The organism is Nocardioides sp. NPDC006303 (assembly GCF_040613175.1).
Lineage (GTDB): Bacteria > Actinomycetota > Actinomycetes > Propionibacteriales > Nocardioidaceae > Nocardioides.
Genome location: NZ_JBEXRR010000002.1, coordinates 166,214 through 181,685, shown reverse-complemented (window position 1 = coordinate 181,685; position 15,472 = coordinate 166,214). Strand labels below are relative to the sequence as shown.

At 70.6% G+C, this 15,472-nt stretch carries 13 protein-coding genes; 10 read left to right on the top strand and 3 right to left on the bottom strand.

Translation table 11 applies throughout. The annotated features are described in order from the left end of the window. Positions 1 to 2: 2 nt before the first annotated feature. A complete protein-coding gene (locus tag ABZY89_RS02460) occupies positions 3 to 1,997 on the bottom strand; it encodes a helicase-associated domain-containing protein (protein ID WP_355224339.1) in 1,995 nt (664 codons plus the stop codon). Between the two features lie 282 nt (positions 1,998 to 2,279). Here ABZY89_RS02460 and ABZY89_RS02455 point away from each other — a divergent pair, with 282 nt between their 5' ends. Genes ABZY89_RS02455 through ABZY89_RS02445 form a run of 3 tightly spaced genes read left to right on the top strand, consistent with a single transcriptional unit; the run spans position 2,280 to position 6,221 of the window. Further along, positions 2,280 to 3,107: a protein phosphatase 2C domain-containing protein gene (locus ABZY89_RS02455; protein WP_355224337.1), complete on the top strand. Its 828-nt coding sequence runs from the start codon at positions 2,280 to 2,282 to the stop codon at positions 3,105 to 3,107. After that, positions 3,104 to 5,023 carry an FHA domain-containing protein gene (locus ABZY89_RS02450; RefSeq protein ID WP_355224335.1) on the top strand — a complete coding sequence of 640 codons (1,920 nt, stop codon included), beginning with the start codon at positions 3,104 to 3,106 and terminating at the stop codon, positions 5,021 to 5,023. Before ABZY89_RS02455 ends, ABZY89_RS02450 begins: the two co-directional genes overlap by 4 nt. 46 nt (positions 5,024 to 5,069) lie before the next feature. Further along, positions 5,070 to 6,221, top strand: coding sequence for an RDD family protein (locus tag ABZY89_RS02445; RefSeq protein ID WP_355224333.1), 1,152 nt, complete (start codon positions 5,070 to 5,072; stop codon positions 6,219 to 6,221). A gap of 122 nt (positions 6,222 to 6,343) precedes the next feature. On the opposite strand, the gene lepB is transcribed toward ABZY89_RS02445, so the two are convergent. Continuing rightward, positions 6,344 to 7,108 (bottom strand): signal peptidase I, encoded by a 765-nt coding sequence (gene lepB, locus ABZY89_RS02440; RefSeq protein WP_355224331.1) that lies wholly within the window; start codon positions 7,106 to 7,108, stop codon positions 6,344 to 6,346. 112 nt (positions 7,109 to 7,220) lie between these two features. Here lepB and ABZY89_RS02435 point away from each other — a divergent pair, with 112 nt between their 5' ends. Genes ABZY89_RS02435 through ABZY89_RS02425 form a run of 3 tightly spaced genes read left to right on the top strand, consistent with a single transcriptional unit; the run spans position 7,221 to position 9,859 of the window. Continuing rightward, a complete protein-coding gene (locus ABZY89_RS02435) occupies positions 7,221 to 8,300 on the top strand; it encodes a nitrate- and nitrite sensing domain-containing protein (RefSeq protein WP_355224329.1) in 1,080 nt (359 codons plus the stop codon). Positions 8,301 to 8,309: 9 nt separating this feature from the next. Beyond that, positions 8,310 to 9,155 (top strand): ATP-dependent sacrificial sulfur transferase LarE, encoded by an 846-nt coding sequence (larE, locus tag ABZY89_RS02430; RefSeq protein WP_355224327.1) that lies wholly within the window; start codon positions 8,310 to 8,312, stop codon positions 9,153 to 9,155. Continuing rightward, entirely contained in the window at positions 9,152 to 9,859 is a 708-nt protein-coding gene (locus ABZY89_RS02425; RefSeq protein ID WP_355224325.1) for a M50 family metallopeptidase, read from the top strand. The genes larE and ABZY89_RS02425 overlap by 4 nt, the downstream gene beginning before the upstream one ends. Here ABZY89_RS02425 and ABZY89_RS02420 read toward each other — a convergent pair. Beyond that, positions 9,856 to 10,254 (bottom strand): cold shock domain-containing protein, encoded by a 399-nt coding sequence (locus tag ABZY89_RS02420; RefSeq protein WP_160026974.1) that lies wholly within the window; start codon positions 10,252 to 10,254, stop codon positions 9,856 to 9,858. The genes ABZY89_RS02425 and ABZY89_RS02420 overlap by 4 nt on opposite strands. Positions 10,255 to 10,715: 461 nt before the next feature. On the opposite strand from ABZY89_RS02420, the gene ABZY89_RS02415 reads away from it, so the two are divergent. Genes ABZY89_RS02415 through ABZY89_RS02400 form a run of 4 tightly spaced genes read left to right on the top strand, consistent with a single transcriptional unit; the run spans position 10,716 to position 15,390 of the window. Beyond that, the gene (locus ABZY89_RS02415; protein WP_355224323.1) at positions 10,716 to 14,027 is read left to right on the top strand and encodes a nitrate- and nitrite sensing domain-containing protein; all 3,312 of its coding nucleotides are present in this window, start codon (positions 10,716 to 10,718) and stop codon (positions 14,025 to 14,027) included. Beyond that, positions 14,024 to 14,419: a roadblock/LC7 domain-containing protein gene (locus ABZY89_RS02410; RefSeq protein ID WP_008360946.1), complete on the top strand. Its 396-nt coding sequence runs from the start codon at positions 14,024 to 14,026 to the stop codon at positions 14,417 to 14,419. The genes ABZY89_RS02415 and ABZY89_RS02410 overlap by 4 nt, the downstream gene beginning before the upstream one ends. A 28-nt stretch (positions 14,420 to 14,447) precedes the next feature. Beyond that, positions 14,448 to 14,798: a DUF742 domain-containing protein gene (locus ABZY89_RS02405; RefSeq protein WP_008360948.1), complete on the top strand. Its 351-nt coding sequence runs from the start codon at positions 14,448 to 14,450 to the stop codon at positions 14,796 to 14,798. 40 nt (positions 14,799 to 14,838) lie between these two features. Beyond that, positions 14,839 to 15,390 carry an ATP/GTP-binding protein gene (locus tag ABZY89_RS02400; protein WP_084101379.1) on the top strand — a complete coding sequence of 184 codons (552 nt, stop codon included), beginning with the start codon at positions 14,839 to 14,841 and terminating at the stop codon, positions 15,388 to 15,390. Positions 15,391 to 15,472 lie beyond the last annotated feature (82 nt).

Sequence of the window (15,472 nt, the reverse complement as noted above, 5' to 3'; positions counted from 1 at the left end):
GCCTACGGCGGCGTCGGGCGCACACTTCTGATCCGGGACAGCGCGAAGGAACGTACGTCGTCCTCGGCCCGGGCCGCGAGAGAGCCGCCGTCGATCCCCAGCGGCTCGACGCGCGCCTCGCCGGCGACCCCGCGGCCGTCGACGTAGGAGATCACGACCGGCTCCCCGGCATCGATGGCCTCGTGGAGGATCGCCATGGTGGAGGCCGGCTCGGCAGGGGCCGGGCGGGAGGCGGCGGTCTCGTCGCCCGCCTTGATCCTGGCCGCCACCGCGGTCGCACGCGCGGCGAGGTGGGCCTCCTGGGCGCCGGCCGGACGCGCGCCGTTGCGGGCCTTGGCGCGCTTGGCGTCGGGGCGCGCGACGTGGATGGATCCGTCGGGGGCCTCGACGACCGGGGCCAGGCCCAGCTCGCGCAGCCGGGGGAGGAGCGAGTCGAGCGCGACGGTGCTGACGACCACGGTCGGCGCCAGTCGCCGCAGCCCCAGGGACTCGGCCGCCGGGTGGGCCAGCAGCTCGGCCAGCGCGGCCTCGTCGTCGCTGCGCAGGTAGGCGGCGGCGAACCCGACCCGGACCGTCCCGAACGTACGCGCCGTGTCGTCGACCAGGTAGGTCAGCGCCTGCGGGACGGGGGTGCGGGAGGCGGCGGTGAGGAACGCGTGGATCTCGGTGGCGGTCCAGCCGCGGTCCATGGCCCGACGCACCGACTCCTTGGTGAACCGGTAGACCGTCGCCCCGCCGTGCGACTCCACCGTGGCCACCACGGCCAGCGTGCGGGCCAGCGCAGGCTCCAGCGGCCCCGGCGCGACCGCGGTCAGGTCGCCCTGGAGCAGCACGTGGTCGACCGGCTCCGGCAGCAGCCCGGCCAGGGTCGGGACCGGGTCCTCACCAGCCACCAGCAGCCGACCGTACGCAGCCATCCCCCCGAACGCGGCGAGCCCGAGGGTCTCCGCCTCGGTGAGCGTCCAGTCCACCAGCGACTCGCGGGACTCGGTACGGGTGCGCGGCCGCCGCGGCCGCTCCCAGGCGAGGCGGGTGACGACCGCTGCCGGTCCGGTGCCGGCCGCGAGGACCTCACCGTCCGACAGGGCTGCGAGCAGGCCCAGGGTCTGCCGCCGCGTCGCCACGGCCGACGCCCCGGCCAGGTCGGGCGCCAGCGCGTTCCACGTCTTCCCGGCAGGGTCGCGCTGGCCGACGAGCCCGGGTAGGCGCGGCGAGGCCAGCCAAGCGCTGGCCACGTGCGACCAGCGGGCCGCCAAGGGCTGCTGGAGCCACTGGTCGAAGAGCTCGGTCGGCATCCAGGACGGATCGCCCTCCTCGTCGGTGCCGAGCGCGAGCAGCCCAGCGGCCCAGGCGACCTCGATCAGCAACGCCGCGGTCGGTTCGGCGACATGGAGCCGCTCGGCGGTCGTCTTCAGGTCCCGGACCGTCAGCCCCGCCCCGCCGCGCAGCGACCGGGGTGGCGCGGCGCTCCAGGCGTCGAGGAGCAGCTCGAGGTTGCGTACGAGCTCGAAGGCGGCGCCCGCGGCCGCCCGGTCGACCAGCGTGGACGCCCGCGAGGAGGTCGGCAGGGGTGGCGGGACGTCGACGGGGGCGACCGTCGTCCGCCCGCCTCGCAGCGCCAGCCCGACCTCTCCGGGCAGGGTCAGCATGCCGTCGCCCGAGGACACCAGCAGCCCGTGGGCGATGAGCTCCTCGGCCGGTCCGGCCGCCTCGGCCACGGATATGCCCGGGCGCGCGCGTGAGGAGGAGGCCTGCCCGCCGCCGGCGTCGACGGCCTCCAGCATCGCGCGTGCCTCGGCGGACACAGCCGGCAGGCTGCGTACGACTTCTTCCTGGTCAGCGGCGAACGGCTGCAGCCCGGAGGTGCCGGGCGAGCCCCGCAGCAGGGCCGCGACACCGGTCACCGCGCGCAGGCCGTCGAGGGAGTGCCACACCAGGCAGGTGTCCTCCAGATGAGAAAGTGCCCGTGTCGCGGCGTCCACTTCAGCGTTCAGCATGGAAGATAAGTGGGCTTTGGTGGTTTGATTCGCGAGGACAACGGCATCAAGCACGATCAGCTCGAGATGGTTAAGGTCATCCATCGCGTAGTGCAAGGATGTGCGAGTGGCTGCTCGGGCGGCGAGTTGGCCGGAGTCATGAGGGGACGGCGTGGCGAGATCAGGACGAGCAAGAAGCAGGCGTGAGATGCGCTCTGTGGGCCAAGAGCGCAACTGGTCTGCGAGTGAGCGGAAGCCTGTGTCCATCGGCATCACGCTATCCCGGCAGGCCTAGGGGGCGAGATGTCCAGGAAAGTAGTGATCGCGCACGGGGCCGCGACAGATGTCGGTCAGGTGCGGAAGGTCAACGAGGACTCCCATGTGGCCGAGCCACCGGTCTTCGTCGTCGCGGACGGTATGGGCGGCCACGACGGTGGTGACATCGCCAGCGAGATGGTGATCCAGGAGTTCGCCAAGCTCGGCGGCGCCCATTACGCGTCCGAGTCAGGCAGCCAGGCGATGGTCGAGGCGCTCCAGTCGGCCCAGGACCGGATCGTGGCCTTCGCGCTCGAGCAGCGCTCGCGCGGGGCCTCGGACTACCAGTCCGGCACCACCTGCGCCGCGGCTCTGATCGCCGACGGCGGAAGCAGTCCGTTGTGGATTCTGCTCAACGTCGGCGACTCGCGGATCTACCGATACTTCGACGGCACGCTGAGCCAGCTCAGCCGCGACCACAGCCTGGTCCAGGAGCTGGTCGACTCGGGGCAGATCACGCGTGAGCAGGCCGAGCATCACCCGGAGCGCAACGTGGTGACCAGGGCGCTGGGCGGGATGGCCCCGGCGGTCCCGGACATCTTCCAGGTGACCCTGCCCGTGGGTGCCCGGCTGATGCTCTGCTCCGACGGCGTGAGCGGGATGATCTCGGATGCTGAGATCGCCGACATCCTCGCGGCGGAGGACACCGATGCCCGCGACACGGCCGAGAAGCTCGTCGCTGCCGCGGTCGAGGCGGGTGGCCGGGACAACGCCACCGCGATCGTGGTCGATGTGATGGGATTGACCGAGGAGAACCCGTATGACTCGGAGCAACAAAGGGTGAGTATGGAGCAGAAGCTAGGAGTGCTGCCATGAGTGAGCCAGCAACCATCGCAAGCACGTCCTACATGCCGGGCACGTGGTTCGGCATCATCGGTGAGAGCGCCACGGTGCTGCTCCCGCCCTCGGAGAAGAGCCGCGCGGGCGCGCTGTGGGCGCTCGTGGACGACGGTGCCGGGTTCGACGAGGTGCTCGACGCGCTCGTCGCGACCGGGCTGAGCTCGTTGCCGGGCTTCGTCCTCATCTCCGGGGACGTGACGCCTGACGGCGGCAGCGTACGCACGGTCGTGCGCGGCCCGTCCGTGGTCTCGTTCGAAGCCGGCGAGGGCACCGTCGAGGTCGACGGCTCGTCGTCGAAGACGTGGGTCGAGCGCACCCTCGAGGGTGTCACCAGGATGTCCGTCTCGCTCGGCGAGGAGGGCGCGACCGGCGAGCCGATGACGGCGCTCGGTGGCCTGCTGCGGGTCTCGGGTCTCGAGGTTCCGCCGCCGGTCCCGGAGTCCGCCCAAGACGACTCGCCGGAGAGCCGCGCCGGTTTCGTCGCTGCCCCGGTGGCCGTCGAGGAGGGCCCCGACGAGAGCGTCGACGAGCCGGCCCCGGGTGACCCGCTCACCGATCCTCTTCCCGAGGACAGCTACGCCGACTCCGACGACGACCTGGACTCCGCCGAGGAGCAGGGTCTCGACGAGGACGAGCCGGTAGCGGCTCCGCCCTCCCTCTCGGTCGTTCCGCCGATCCCGGTCTCGGGTGACCTCCCCGGTCTCGGGGCGGACGCTGAGCCGGACTCCGGCTCGGAGGCAGACCTCGGCCCGGACTCCGACTTCGACGCGGACGCCGAGGCGGACGAGCCGATCTCGGTCAACCGTGGCGACGAGTCCGGCGAGGCGTCGGCGCCGCGTCACGACGACCTGACCGAGCCGACCGAGGCGTTCGAGATGCCGGCCGCCTCCCAGGACGCCGACGACCAGGACTTCCCGGAGCCCGCTACCGGCAGTTACGAGGACGACTACGCCAGCGACGAGCACGCTGCCGCCGTGGCCTCCTCCTTCGGTCCCTCCGCGGTCTCCCCGGAGCCCGTGACCGACATGGACGTCGCCCCCGACGCCGAGACCGAGGTCCTTCCGGCGGTCGACGAGCAGTCGTACGACGGGCCCGAGTCCTACGACGAGCCCGAGTCCGCCCCGGCGCCCGGCTTCGGCCCGCCGTCGATGCCGCCTCCGCCGCCGCTGACGACGCCTCCGCCGCCTCCGGTGGACGCGCCGCCGGCTCCCTTCGACGAGGCGCCGGCCGAGGGTCTGATCGACTCCGCGCCGAGCGATGCGCCGATCGAGGCACCGGCTTTCGACGGCCCGCCCGTCGACGCTCCGGTGACCGACATCCCTCCGGCACCCCCGGCCCCTCCGGCGTTCCCGGCCCCGCCCGCGCCGCCGGCTCCGCCCGTGGCACCGATCCCCGAGACCCACGACGAGCCGGTCTGGGAGGAGCCCAACCCCGATGAGGACGACCACGACGGTCTGACCCGCATCGGCGTCGGCGAGGACCTCAACGCCGGTCTCGCCGGGATCCCCGGCCAGCCCGAGGCCCCGAAGGTGACCGCCTACCCGGTCGCGCGCCTGGAGTTCTCCAGCGGCGACCGCGTCGAGGTCGACCGGGTCGTCCTGGTCGGCCGCGCCCCCGAGGCGAGCCGGTTCACGCCCACCGAGCAGCCGATGCTGGTGACCGTGCCGAGCCCGCACCAGGAGATCTCCTCGACCCACTGCGAGATCCGTCCCGGTGCCGGTGTCGACCACGGCGCAGCGGTGGTCACCGACCTCGGCTCGACCAACGGCACCGTGCTGGTCCAGCCCGGTCTCGGCCCGGAGGACCTGCGCCCCGGCGTACCCGTCCAGCTCATGCCGGGTGCTGTCATCGACCTCGGTGACAGTCTGACGATTCGGGTGACCAACCCATGATCGAGCGGCTTTCGCTCATGTCGCCGGCCTCTGTGGAGGCGGCGGCATGAGCGTGGCCGGCCTGCCGGCTCCAACCGTCGAAGCTGCGATCGCGGAGCCGGACCGTCGGTTCTACGCCTTCGCGATCGACCGGGTGATCGCCTGGGCGATCTTCGCCGCGGCCGGGTTCGCCGCCTGGCTGATCTTCTTCCGCAACGACAACCCGCTTGCCGGCGTCGGCCTGATCGCCAGCGTGGTCCTGGGGGTCTGGCTGGTCGGCACCGTGCTCACCGGCTCCGGGGGCAAGACCCCCGGGAAGATGGCCCTCGGGCTCCGCGTGGTCAGCGATGACTCCGGAGCCGCGGGCCGTCCCATCGGCGTCGGCAAGGCGTTCGTACGCCAGGCCCTGCTCGGTCTCTGCACGATCCCGACGCTCGGCATCGGCACCGCCACGTTCGCCTGGGTCGCCGCGATGGACGACCGCGGCCGTCGCCAGGGGTGGCACGACCGCCGTGCGGGCTCGGTCGTGGTCGACGTACGTCCTCCAGCGGTCGTCGAGGCCGAGGAAGAGGCCCCGGCGCCGCGCCGCATCGTCAACCTCACCACCATGCGCCTGAAGCAGGCCGAGGCGACCCCGGAGCCGGCCGAGCGGCCGCAGACTCCCGCCGCCCCGACCCAGAGCGCCGCTCAGGCCGAGGCGCAGGCAGCCCCGACCCTGGTCCCGGCACCGATCGCCCGTCAGGCTCCGCCGACCCCCGTGCCGCCGACGCCCACGCCGCCTGCTCCGCCCGCCCCGCCCGCGCCGCCGGTCGCGTCGGCAGTGCAAGCGGTGGCTCAGCCTGCCCCTCCGCCGCCTCCCGTGCCTGCTCCGCAGCCCGCGGCGACGGCTCGCTGGCGGGTCACGTTCGACACTGGCCAGAGCTTCGTGGTCGAGGGTCTCGCCATCGTCGGCCGCGGCCCCGAGCCGCGTCCAGGCGAGGAGGTCGCCCACCGGGTGGCCCTCTCCTCGAGCGACATGTCCCTGTCCAAGACCCACGCTCAGTTCCAGATCGCTGCCGACGGCACCCTCGTGGTCATGGACCGCGGCTCCACCAACGGCACCACCCTGATCCGCCAGGGTGCCGCACGAGCCCTTGGCGCCCGCCGCCCCGCGGCTCTCGTCGACGGCGACAAGGTCAAGTTCGGCGACCGCACCATGGATGTGGTTCGCGAGGCCTGACCCCTCCGGCCGAATCCGCAGTCGTGGCGGGTCGAATCTGTAGTTGTGGGCGACGAAACTCTGGTTTCGTCGCCCACAACTGCATTCTCGGCCGCCACAACGACCGACTCGGCCGGACGTTCTCAGTCGACGGACTCGAAGGTCTCCGGGCGGTGCTCGACGCCGAAGCGGTCGGTGGGCCAGAAGACGACGGCGACGCGGCCGACGACGTCGGAGACGGGTACGAACGCGTTCGAGCAGGTCTCGTCGCCGGACTCCTGGCGTTCGGGGCTGCACAGATGGAAGGACGAGTCGGCGGAGTTGGTGCGGTTGTCGCCCATCACGAAGATCCGGCCCTCGGGGACGACGGCCTTCCAGCCCCGGCAGCCGCCCTTGACGTACGACCCGTTGTCCTGCGCCATCGGGCCGTCACAGGTGTCGGCAGGGGCGATGAAGGACGACGCGTCCAAGGGCGTGCCGTTGACGACGACGCGGCCCGACTCGCAGCACTCCACGGTGTCGCCCGCGACGCCGATGACCCGCTTCACCAGGTGGTCGCCGGTCGGGTAGAGCCCGATCTTGGCGAGCACGGCCCTGAAGCCGGTCGGGGCAGGTGCGAGCTGGTTGGCGGAGAGCCAGCCGCCGGGATCGGTGAAGACGACGACGTCGCCGCGCTCGGGTGTGCCGCCCATCCAGTAGGACGGCTTCTCCACCAGCACGCGGTCGTTGACCTCCAGCCCGGGCTGCATCGACTCGGAGGGGATGTAGAACGCCTGGGCGAGGAACGTCTTGATGATGACGGCGAGCAGGATCGCGGTCACCGCGATGATCAGGATCTCGACGAGCGACCCCAGAACTCCCCTCTGCCGCCGGCCTGACCCCACCGACGCCTCCCGCTCTGCCCCCATGATGAGACCCTATCCAGACGCCGGGTCGGACCCGGGCGCTATCCAGAATTCACGGGCGCGCGGCGCCGCTCCTGCTCTAGGGTTCCTCACTCATCCGGACCCGAGAGGCGTCATGACCAACACACTGGAATCCCCGACCCATGAGCGTGCCAAGAAGGGCGCGTGGGCGATCTGGACCGTCCTGGCCCTGGCCGTGATCGTCGCCATCGTGGCGGGAGCACTCGGCTATCTGGGCGTCTCGCGGGCGACCAGCCAGGCGGGACCCAGCGCGCGGACCGTGACGCTCGCCGAGGCCCTCCCGGAGACCTTCAACCTCGCGGTCGACCTGTCCTTCGAACGCGATGCGATGACGGCCGGCGCACCTCCGGTCGTGCTCCGGCCGATGCAGCAGTCCACCGACGAGTCGGTGCAGGCGTGGCGCGCTCGCGCGCAGGAGATCGACAGCGGCGACGAGGAGCTCGACGCGACGCTCGCCCGGATCGGCGAAGGACTCGACGGCATCGACGAGCTGCGTACGCAGATCCAGGACGACCGCGCCAAGGGCACAGAGAGCTATACCGCCCTGACCAACGACCTGTTCAGCATCGCGGACGATCTGCCGAACACCGGCGATGGCCAGGCCGCCTCGTCGATCGAGGCGCTCGGCCACATGCCCGAGGCATGGGAGGCGTTGGGCCAGGAGCGCGCGATCATGATGGCCGCACTCTCCAGCTCACCGTTTTCCGGCGAGAAGCAGATCAGCGCCGACGAGATCGCGGCGCTCACCGAGGCGGAGGCCGGACTGCGGCGCTCTCTCGCCGCCTTCTACGAGGGGTCCTCGGGGGACCAGCGTCGGGCGCTCGACGAGCTGACCAACGGCACGGCCGCGGAGGGTGCCACCGGCGTGCCGGCCCACCGGGCCGTCAATGAGGTCATCGCCGGTGGCGGCACTGCGCTGACTCTGGATTCGTACGTCGCGTCCAGCACCGACTTCATACGCGTCCTGGAGGAGGTGCTCATCGCCTCCGCCCAGGAGATCGCCGAGGGGCTGCGGGCCGATCGCGACGACGCAACCCGCACCGCGCTCGCCGCGGTCGTTCTCACCTTCGCGGTCGTGAGCGTCCTCGTCGTCATCCTGATCGTGCTCGTGGTTCTGCTGGCGGTCCTGGTCTCCCGGCGCCGATCCGCGAACACGCGTGGAGCCCGTGGATAGGGTCGGAGCGTGTCCGACCTCGACCAACGGCTCAACGCTCTCGAAGCGGATCTCAAGACTCGGGGAAGCGTGCTGGTCGCCTTCTCCGGCGGCGCCGACAGCGCCTTCCTCCTGGCGGCCGCGGCCAGGGCTCTGGGCAGCGACGACGTCGCCGCCGCGACCGGCTATTCGCACAGCCTCCCGATCGCGGAGAGGGACCCGGCGGCCGAGTTCGCGAGGAGTCTCGGCGTACGCCTCGTCACCCCGCAGACCCACGAGATGGAGCGGGAGGGCTATCGGGCCAACGGCACCGACCGGTGCTTCTTCTGCAAGGCGGAGCTGCTCGACACCCTCATGCCGCTGGCCCGTGAGCTGGGCCTGGCCCACGTCGCCACCGGCACCAACGCCGACGACGCGATCGAGGGGCTCAACGGCCTCCGGCCCGGCATCCGCGCGGCCGCCGAGCGTGGTGCGATCACCCCGCTCAAGGACGCCGGGCTGACCAAGGCGCAGATCCGCGAGGCCTCGCGTCGCTGGGAGCTGCCGACCTGGGACAAGCCGGCCGCGGCCTGCCTCTCCAGCCGGATCGCCTACGGCCTCGAGGTCACCCCGAGGCGCCTCGCGCGCGTGGAGAGAGCAGAGCAGGGCGTACGCAGCGTCTTGGCCGCCCGCGGCCACGACGCGGCCAGGGTGGACCTGCGCGTGCGTGACCACGGGGAGAAGGCCACCGTGGAGCTGTCCGCTACCCTCCTGCCTCTCGACCCCCACCATGCCGACGAGGTGCTCAAGACAGTGACCGACGCAGGATTCCCCGCCGCGGAGATCGACCAACGGGGCTTTCGCTCCGGATCGATGAACCAGAAGGCGGCGAAGTGAGGGAGTTCTGGGACACGATCACCGCGACCCAGACCGTCCCCGAAGCGCCTTGGCTGATCGGCGCCGGGCTCGTCGCGCTGGTGCTGGTCGTGTGGCGTGGGAGCTGGCGCACCGTACGTCTCGGCGTCACCGTCGTCCACGAGGCCGGGCACGCCGTGGTCGCGGTCCTGGTGGGAAGGCGCCTGGCCGGGATCAAGCTCCACTCCGACACCTCGGGCGTGACCCTCTCGCGCGGCAAGCCGTCCGGGCCGGGGATGGTGGCGATGCTCGCCGCCGGCTATCTCGCCCCGGCGCTCCTCGGCCTGCTCAGCGCGACCATGCTCGCCGCGGGTCACGCCCTGGGGTTGCTGTGGCTCCTGGTGGCGGCGATGCTCGTGCTGCTGCTGTGGGTACGCAACGGCTACGGCCTCGTCGTCCTGCTGGTGCTCGGCGCCGTCCTGGGCGCGATCAGCTGGTACGCCGACGGCCGCATCCAGACCATCGTCGCCACGCTGGTCACCTGGCTGCTCCTGCTCGCCTCACCGAGGCCGCTCCTGGAGCTCCTCGGCCGCGGCGAGCGAGGTCGCCGCGGCTCCGACCCCGACCAGCTCGCCGGCCTGACCGGCATCCCGTCGGTGCTCTGGATCCTCGTCCTGCTGGCCGTGAACGTCGCCGGCCTCGTGGTCGGCGTGCAGACGCTGATCCCCGACCTGAGCTGGATCTAGAGCTCGAACTCGTCGGCGATCTGGCGTAGCGCGGGGGAGACCTTCTTGGCCAGCTCGCGCGTGGGCGGGCGGCCCTGGGCGTAGCCGTCGCGGATGTCGTCGAGGAGCTTGATCACGTTCTCGACGATCAGCTCCATCTCCTCTGGCTTGCGGCGCTTGGCTGCACGCTGGCGCCCGGCGACGGACGGGGAGCGCTCCAGAATGGTCACCGAGAGCGCCTGCTCACCGCGGCGCCCCTGGGCGATGCCGAACTCCACCCGGGTGCCGGCCTTCAAGGTCTTGGCAGCGCCCTCGGGGAGCGCGTCGGCGTGGACGTACACGTCCGGACCGTCGTCCTGCGACAGAAACCCGAAGCCCTTGGTGGCGTCGAACCACTTGACCTTGCCAGTAGGCACGGCAGCTTGCCCCTTCCTCGCGCATCAGCGCTACGAACGTACGTCGCCCGGCGACTGTGACGGCCGACGCGGGAGAGCCTAGTCCTCAGCGCCCAGGGACGCGTGAGGTATTCCCCTCTACGGCATCGACGGCATCCACGGATGGCTCGCCATGTCGTCCCTCGTGCGGGTGGGGCCTATACTCCGCCTACCCCTCCATAGATTTGCAAATGATTTCGTACACCATTGGTAATCGAGACCACTTATGACGTAAGTTTGCGTCGCCAAAGACTGCAGACAGGTACGCCCGGGTGCCAGCAGACTTCGCGGCGGGGGACTGGGGTATGCGCCACAGACGGTGCATGCCTCTCGGGAATGATGTGACATGGCCACGAGAGGGAGTAATGGCCGAGCCATACGCAAGCACAACCCACCGTCCGGAACGTAAGCCCTGGCAGGGAATTCGAGCGCGCCTCATCTTCGTGCTGCTCATCCCGACCATCGCGGCGATGGTGTTCGGCGGGTTGAGCATTTCGAGCGCCCTCTCAGCCCAGGCGGAAGCACGCCAGGCAGAGACTGTCGCCCAGGCACTGCCTGACACCTACAACCTCGCGATCAACATTCTGTTCGAGCGGGACGGTGCCCTCGCGGGCGTCCCCGAGGTCGTCATGCGGCCGCTGCAGCAGAAGACCGACGAGTCGATCGAGGCCTGGAGCGCCAAGGCGAAGGAGATCGACGCCGGCGACGACAAGGACCTCGAGAACAGCATCGTCGAGATCCAGCAGGCGCTGAACGGCATCGACGACCTGCGTTCGCAGATCCAGGAGCGGGACACCGCGGTCGAGGCCCAGTTGGCCTACACGACCGTGATGAACAACCTCTTCGGGATCTCGGCGCAGATGCCGACCCTGGAGAACGACGAGGTCTTCTCCAAGATCTCCGCGATCAGCAACGTGCGTCCCGCCTCGGAGGCCATGGGCACCGAGCGCATGATCATGATGCAGGCGCTGGGCGCCAAGGCGGCCGCGGAGAGGGACGGGCAGGTCAACCCCGACGTCCTCAAAGACGCCGAGTTCGCAGAGCTCGCCCGCGCCGAGGCCAAGTGGCGTCTGTCCACGGCTGACTACTACGCCAAGACGTCCGACAACATCCGCCAGCAGCTCGACGAGCTGACCAACGAAACCACCGACCAGGGCTCGGTCGGGGCGCCTGCCCACAAGGTCGTCAACCAGGTGATCTCCAGCGGCAGCATGGACCGGGTCAAGATGACCCCGGACGAGTACACCGAGGCCAGCACCGAGTTCATCCGTGGTCTGCAGAAGATGATCGTCCAGACCGCGCAGGAGATCAGCGACGACGTCGAGCAGATCAAGAGCGACGCGACCCGCGACGCCATCGTCATCGGTCTCCTCGTTCTCGGTGTTCTGATCTTCGCCCTCGCCGTCGGTCTGGTCGCGGCCCGCTCGATCTTGTCGCCGCTGAGCCAGCTGCGTCGTCTGGCCTACAACCTGGCCAACCACGACCTGCCCGAGCGAGTCGCCTACATGAACCAGGCCGAAGGCCCGGTGGATACACATGTGGAGCCTCTGGACATCGCGCGTCGAGACGAGATCGGTGACGTCGCGGACGCGTTCGACGCGGTCCACGTCGAGGCGATCCGGCTGGCGGGCGAGCAGGCCGAGCTGCGTACGAACGTCGACAAGATGTTCATGAACCTCTCCCGCCGTTCGCAGAGCCTCGTCGAGCGTCAGCTTCAGCTCATCGACCAGCTCGAGGCCAACGAGCAGGACCCCGACGACCTCGCGAACCTGTTCCGCCTCGACCACCTCGCCACCCGAATGCGCCGCAACGACGAGTCCCTCCTGGTTCTCGCCGGTGGCGAGATCGGCCACGCGGCTCGTGGTCCGGTCCCGGTCCTCGACGTGCTCCGTGCCGCCGCCTCCGAGATCGAGCAGTTCGCCCGGGTCGACATCGACTCCGACGAGAACGCCGAGTTCGAGGGCGCGATCGCGGGTGACCTCGTGCACCTGCTCGCGGAGCTGATCGAGAACGCCACCAACTTCTCCCCGCCCGACACCGCGGTCACGATCCGCACCTTCCGCGCCGGCCCTGCCGCGCCGCTGCTGGTCGAGATCGAGGACCTCGGTATCGGCATGACGCCGGAGGAGCTCGACGCGGCCAACATGAAGCTGCGCCGTGCGACCGGCCTCGACGCCGACGTCGCCCGGATGATGGGTCTGGTCGTGGTCGCGCGCCTGGCGGCGCGTCACGGTCTCTACATCGAGCTCGTTCCCAACCGCCCCCGCGGTGTGGTCGCGCGCGTCGAGATGCCGGTCACCACGATCGTCGGCGCTCACGCCGAGGCGCCGTCGGGCCAGCAGCAGGGCTTCGACGCCTACGCCTTCCAGCAGGGCGGCTACGGCCAGCAGGCCGGCGCCTACCCGGGCACCGGCGAGCTTCCCTACGAGATGCAGTACGGGATGCCCGCCTACGACGCCCAGTCGTACGCCGGCGGCAACCCCTACGACGTCCCGGTCGGTGCTCTTCCGGCGCCCGAGGCGCCCGCGGCCTCCGCCGCAGCGCCCCCGGCCCTGCCGAGCCGTACGCCCGGAGCGTCCAACCACCCCAACCTCTCCAACGGCGGTGCGTCGGCCTTCCCGCAGCAGGGTGCCAACGGCCACTCGGGCCAGCACAACGGCTTCGGTCAGAGCGGACCGCAGACGGGTCAGCAGCCCGCATACGGTGGTGTCCCGCCGATGCCGGGTGACCCGGGCTTCGAGGGTCCGGGCGCGCGTACAGGCAGCTTCCCGGCGCAGCCGCAGCAGTTCAGCGGTGGCCAGCCGCAGTACGGGGGAGACCCGTTCGGCGGCGACCCGTTCGGCGCCAACCAGCCGCCGGCCCCGCAGCAGAGCCCCAGCGGCCAGCAGCAGAACTTCCTGTCCAACATGCTGCCGGTTCGCAAGGCCGAGGACCTGGCCGCGCGCTTCCCCGACGGTCGCTTCGACCCGAGCACCGAGACCGGCGAGCTGCCGCGTCGCGACCCGGGCATGCAGGGCGGCAGCCCGTTCGGCACCGAAACCGGAGCGTTCCGCACCTTCGAGCGCCCCAACGAGCGGACCACGCCGCGGACTCCGCCGCCGGGCTTCGGTCCCGACGACGACCCGTTCGGTCCGGCCGGTGACGCGATCGCCCCGAGCCCGATGGGCCCGATGGCGCCGGAGCCGACCAACTCGCCGAACCCGCTCGACTCGACCACCGAGGTTCCGATCCTCGACGACGAGGGCAGCTCGATCTTCGACGACCTGCAGTCCGAGTGGTTCACCCGTCGTCGCCCGCTCGGCGCGCGCCGGGCGATGGAGACCAAGGGCGACCCGCTCAGCGACCCGATCGCCCCGGCCGCCAAGGCCGGTCCGGGACCCAAGCCCGACGTTTCCCGTCCGGCGGCCGCCCCCGCGAGCGAGCCGGTCGACGAGCCGGTCGCTCAGGACGACGAGCCGACCACGCCGACGAGCTGGTCCTCGCCGGGCGACGAGGGCTGGCGCCGGGCGCAGGAGCTGGAGCAGCTGCAGGAGCAGGAGCCGGCGACGATCACCCAGGGTGGCCTCCCCGTCCGTGTCCCGGGTCAGAACCTGATCCCAGGTGCGGCCCCGGCGGTCACACCACCGTCATCAGGTCCGCGTAACATGGACGCGCGCCGCACCCGTGGCATGTCCAGCTTCCAGAAGGGCGTCAGCCGCGCCCGCAACAACCCCGCTGATGCGGAAAGCAACCCCGAAGGTGAGGAGCAGCAGTGACAACGGCCCCCGCAGGACTGGACTGGCTTGTCGACAGCCTGACCCAGCGCACCCCTGACATCGCTCACGCGATCTTGGTGTCGGCTGATGGCATGCCGATGGCCAGCTCCGTCGACTTCCCCCCGGACCGGGCCGACCAGCTCTCGGCGATCGCCTCCGGTCTCACCAGTCTTACCCAAGGAGCAGCTCGGTGCTTCGCGGCGGGTAATGTCCAGCAGATGGTCATCGAGATGGACGGTGGCTATCTGGTCCTCATGGCGGTTGGTGAGGGCTCCAGCCTTGCTGCCCTCGCCGCCCCCGACTGCGATCTGGGACAGGTTGGCTACCAGATGCAGCTGTTGATCTCGCGTGTTGCCACCGCCCTCACCCCCGATACCAGAACCGGCGCCTGATCAGTGCCCCGACCCTAGGACCGAGATCGTGAGCAACCACGCATCCGAACCGCCGCCGCTGGTCAGGCCTTATGCCCTGACCCGTGGCCGCACGCAACCCAAGCGCGTCTTCCCGATGGAAGCACTGGTGATCACTGACCGTTACGTGATCGACGGCTACGTCCGGTCGCCCGAGGAGCGGACGATCGCAGAGCTCTGCCGCGAGAGCCGTTCCGTCGCTGAGGTCGCGGCGCTCATCCGGGTGCCCCTGGGTGTCGCCCGAGTCCTGATCGGTGACCTTGCGGAGCGCGGCGTGGTGCAGGTGCACGCCAGCAAGGTCCCGGACGCCCCGGACACCGCTCTCCTCGAGCGCGTGCTGTCCGGCCTGAGGAAGCTTTGACAGGAGTAATGCAGTGACCACCGACTCCAAGCAGGCGACGATGTCTGCGAAGATCGTCATCGCCGGCGGGTTCGGCGTTGGTAAGACGACCTTCGTGGGCTCCGTCTCGGAGATCGTCCCCCTGACGACCGAGGCCGTGATGACGCAGGCGACCGCCGGCGTCGACGACCTCTCCGCAGTGCCCAACAAGAAGACGACCACGGTCGCCATGGACTTCGGTCGAGTCTCCCTCGACTCCGACCTGATCCTCTACCTGTTCGGCACCCCCGGTCAGAACCGCTTCTGGTTCATGTGGGACGACCTGACCCAGGGCGCCATCGGCGCCGTGGTGCTCATCGACACCCGTCGCCTCGCCGACTCCTTCGGCGCGATCGACTACTTCGAGTCCCGCAACGTGCCGTTCGTCGTGGCCCACAACGTCTTCGGCGCCAACCAGGCCTACAAGCCGGAGCAGATCCGCGAGGCCCTGGCCCTGCGCCCGGACATCCCGATCGTCACCTGTGACGCTCGCGACCGCCAGTCGACCAAGGCGACGCTGATCTCGCTCGTCGAGTACGTCCTCTCCATGGTCTCCACGCGCGCTCTTCAGTAGCCAAGCGTCACCAACACCCGCCGTAGCCACGCTCCGGCGGGTGTTGGCCATTTCAAGGGCTGTCGTGACTGTGCAGTAGAGG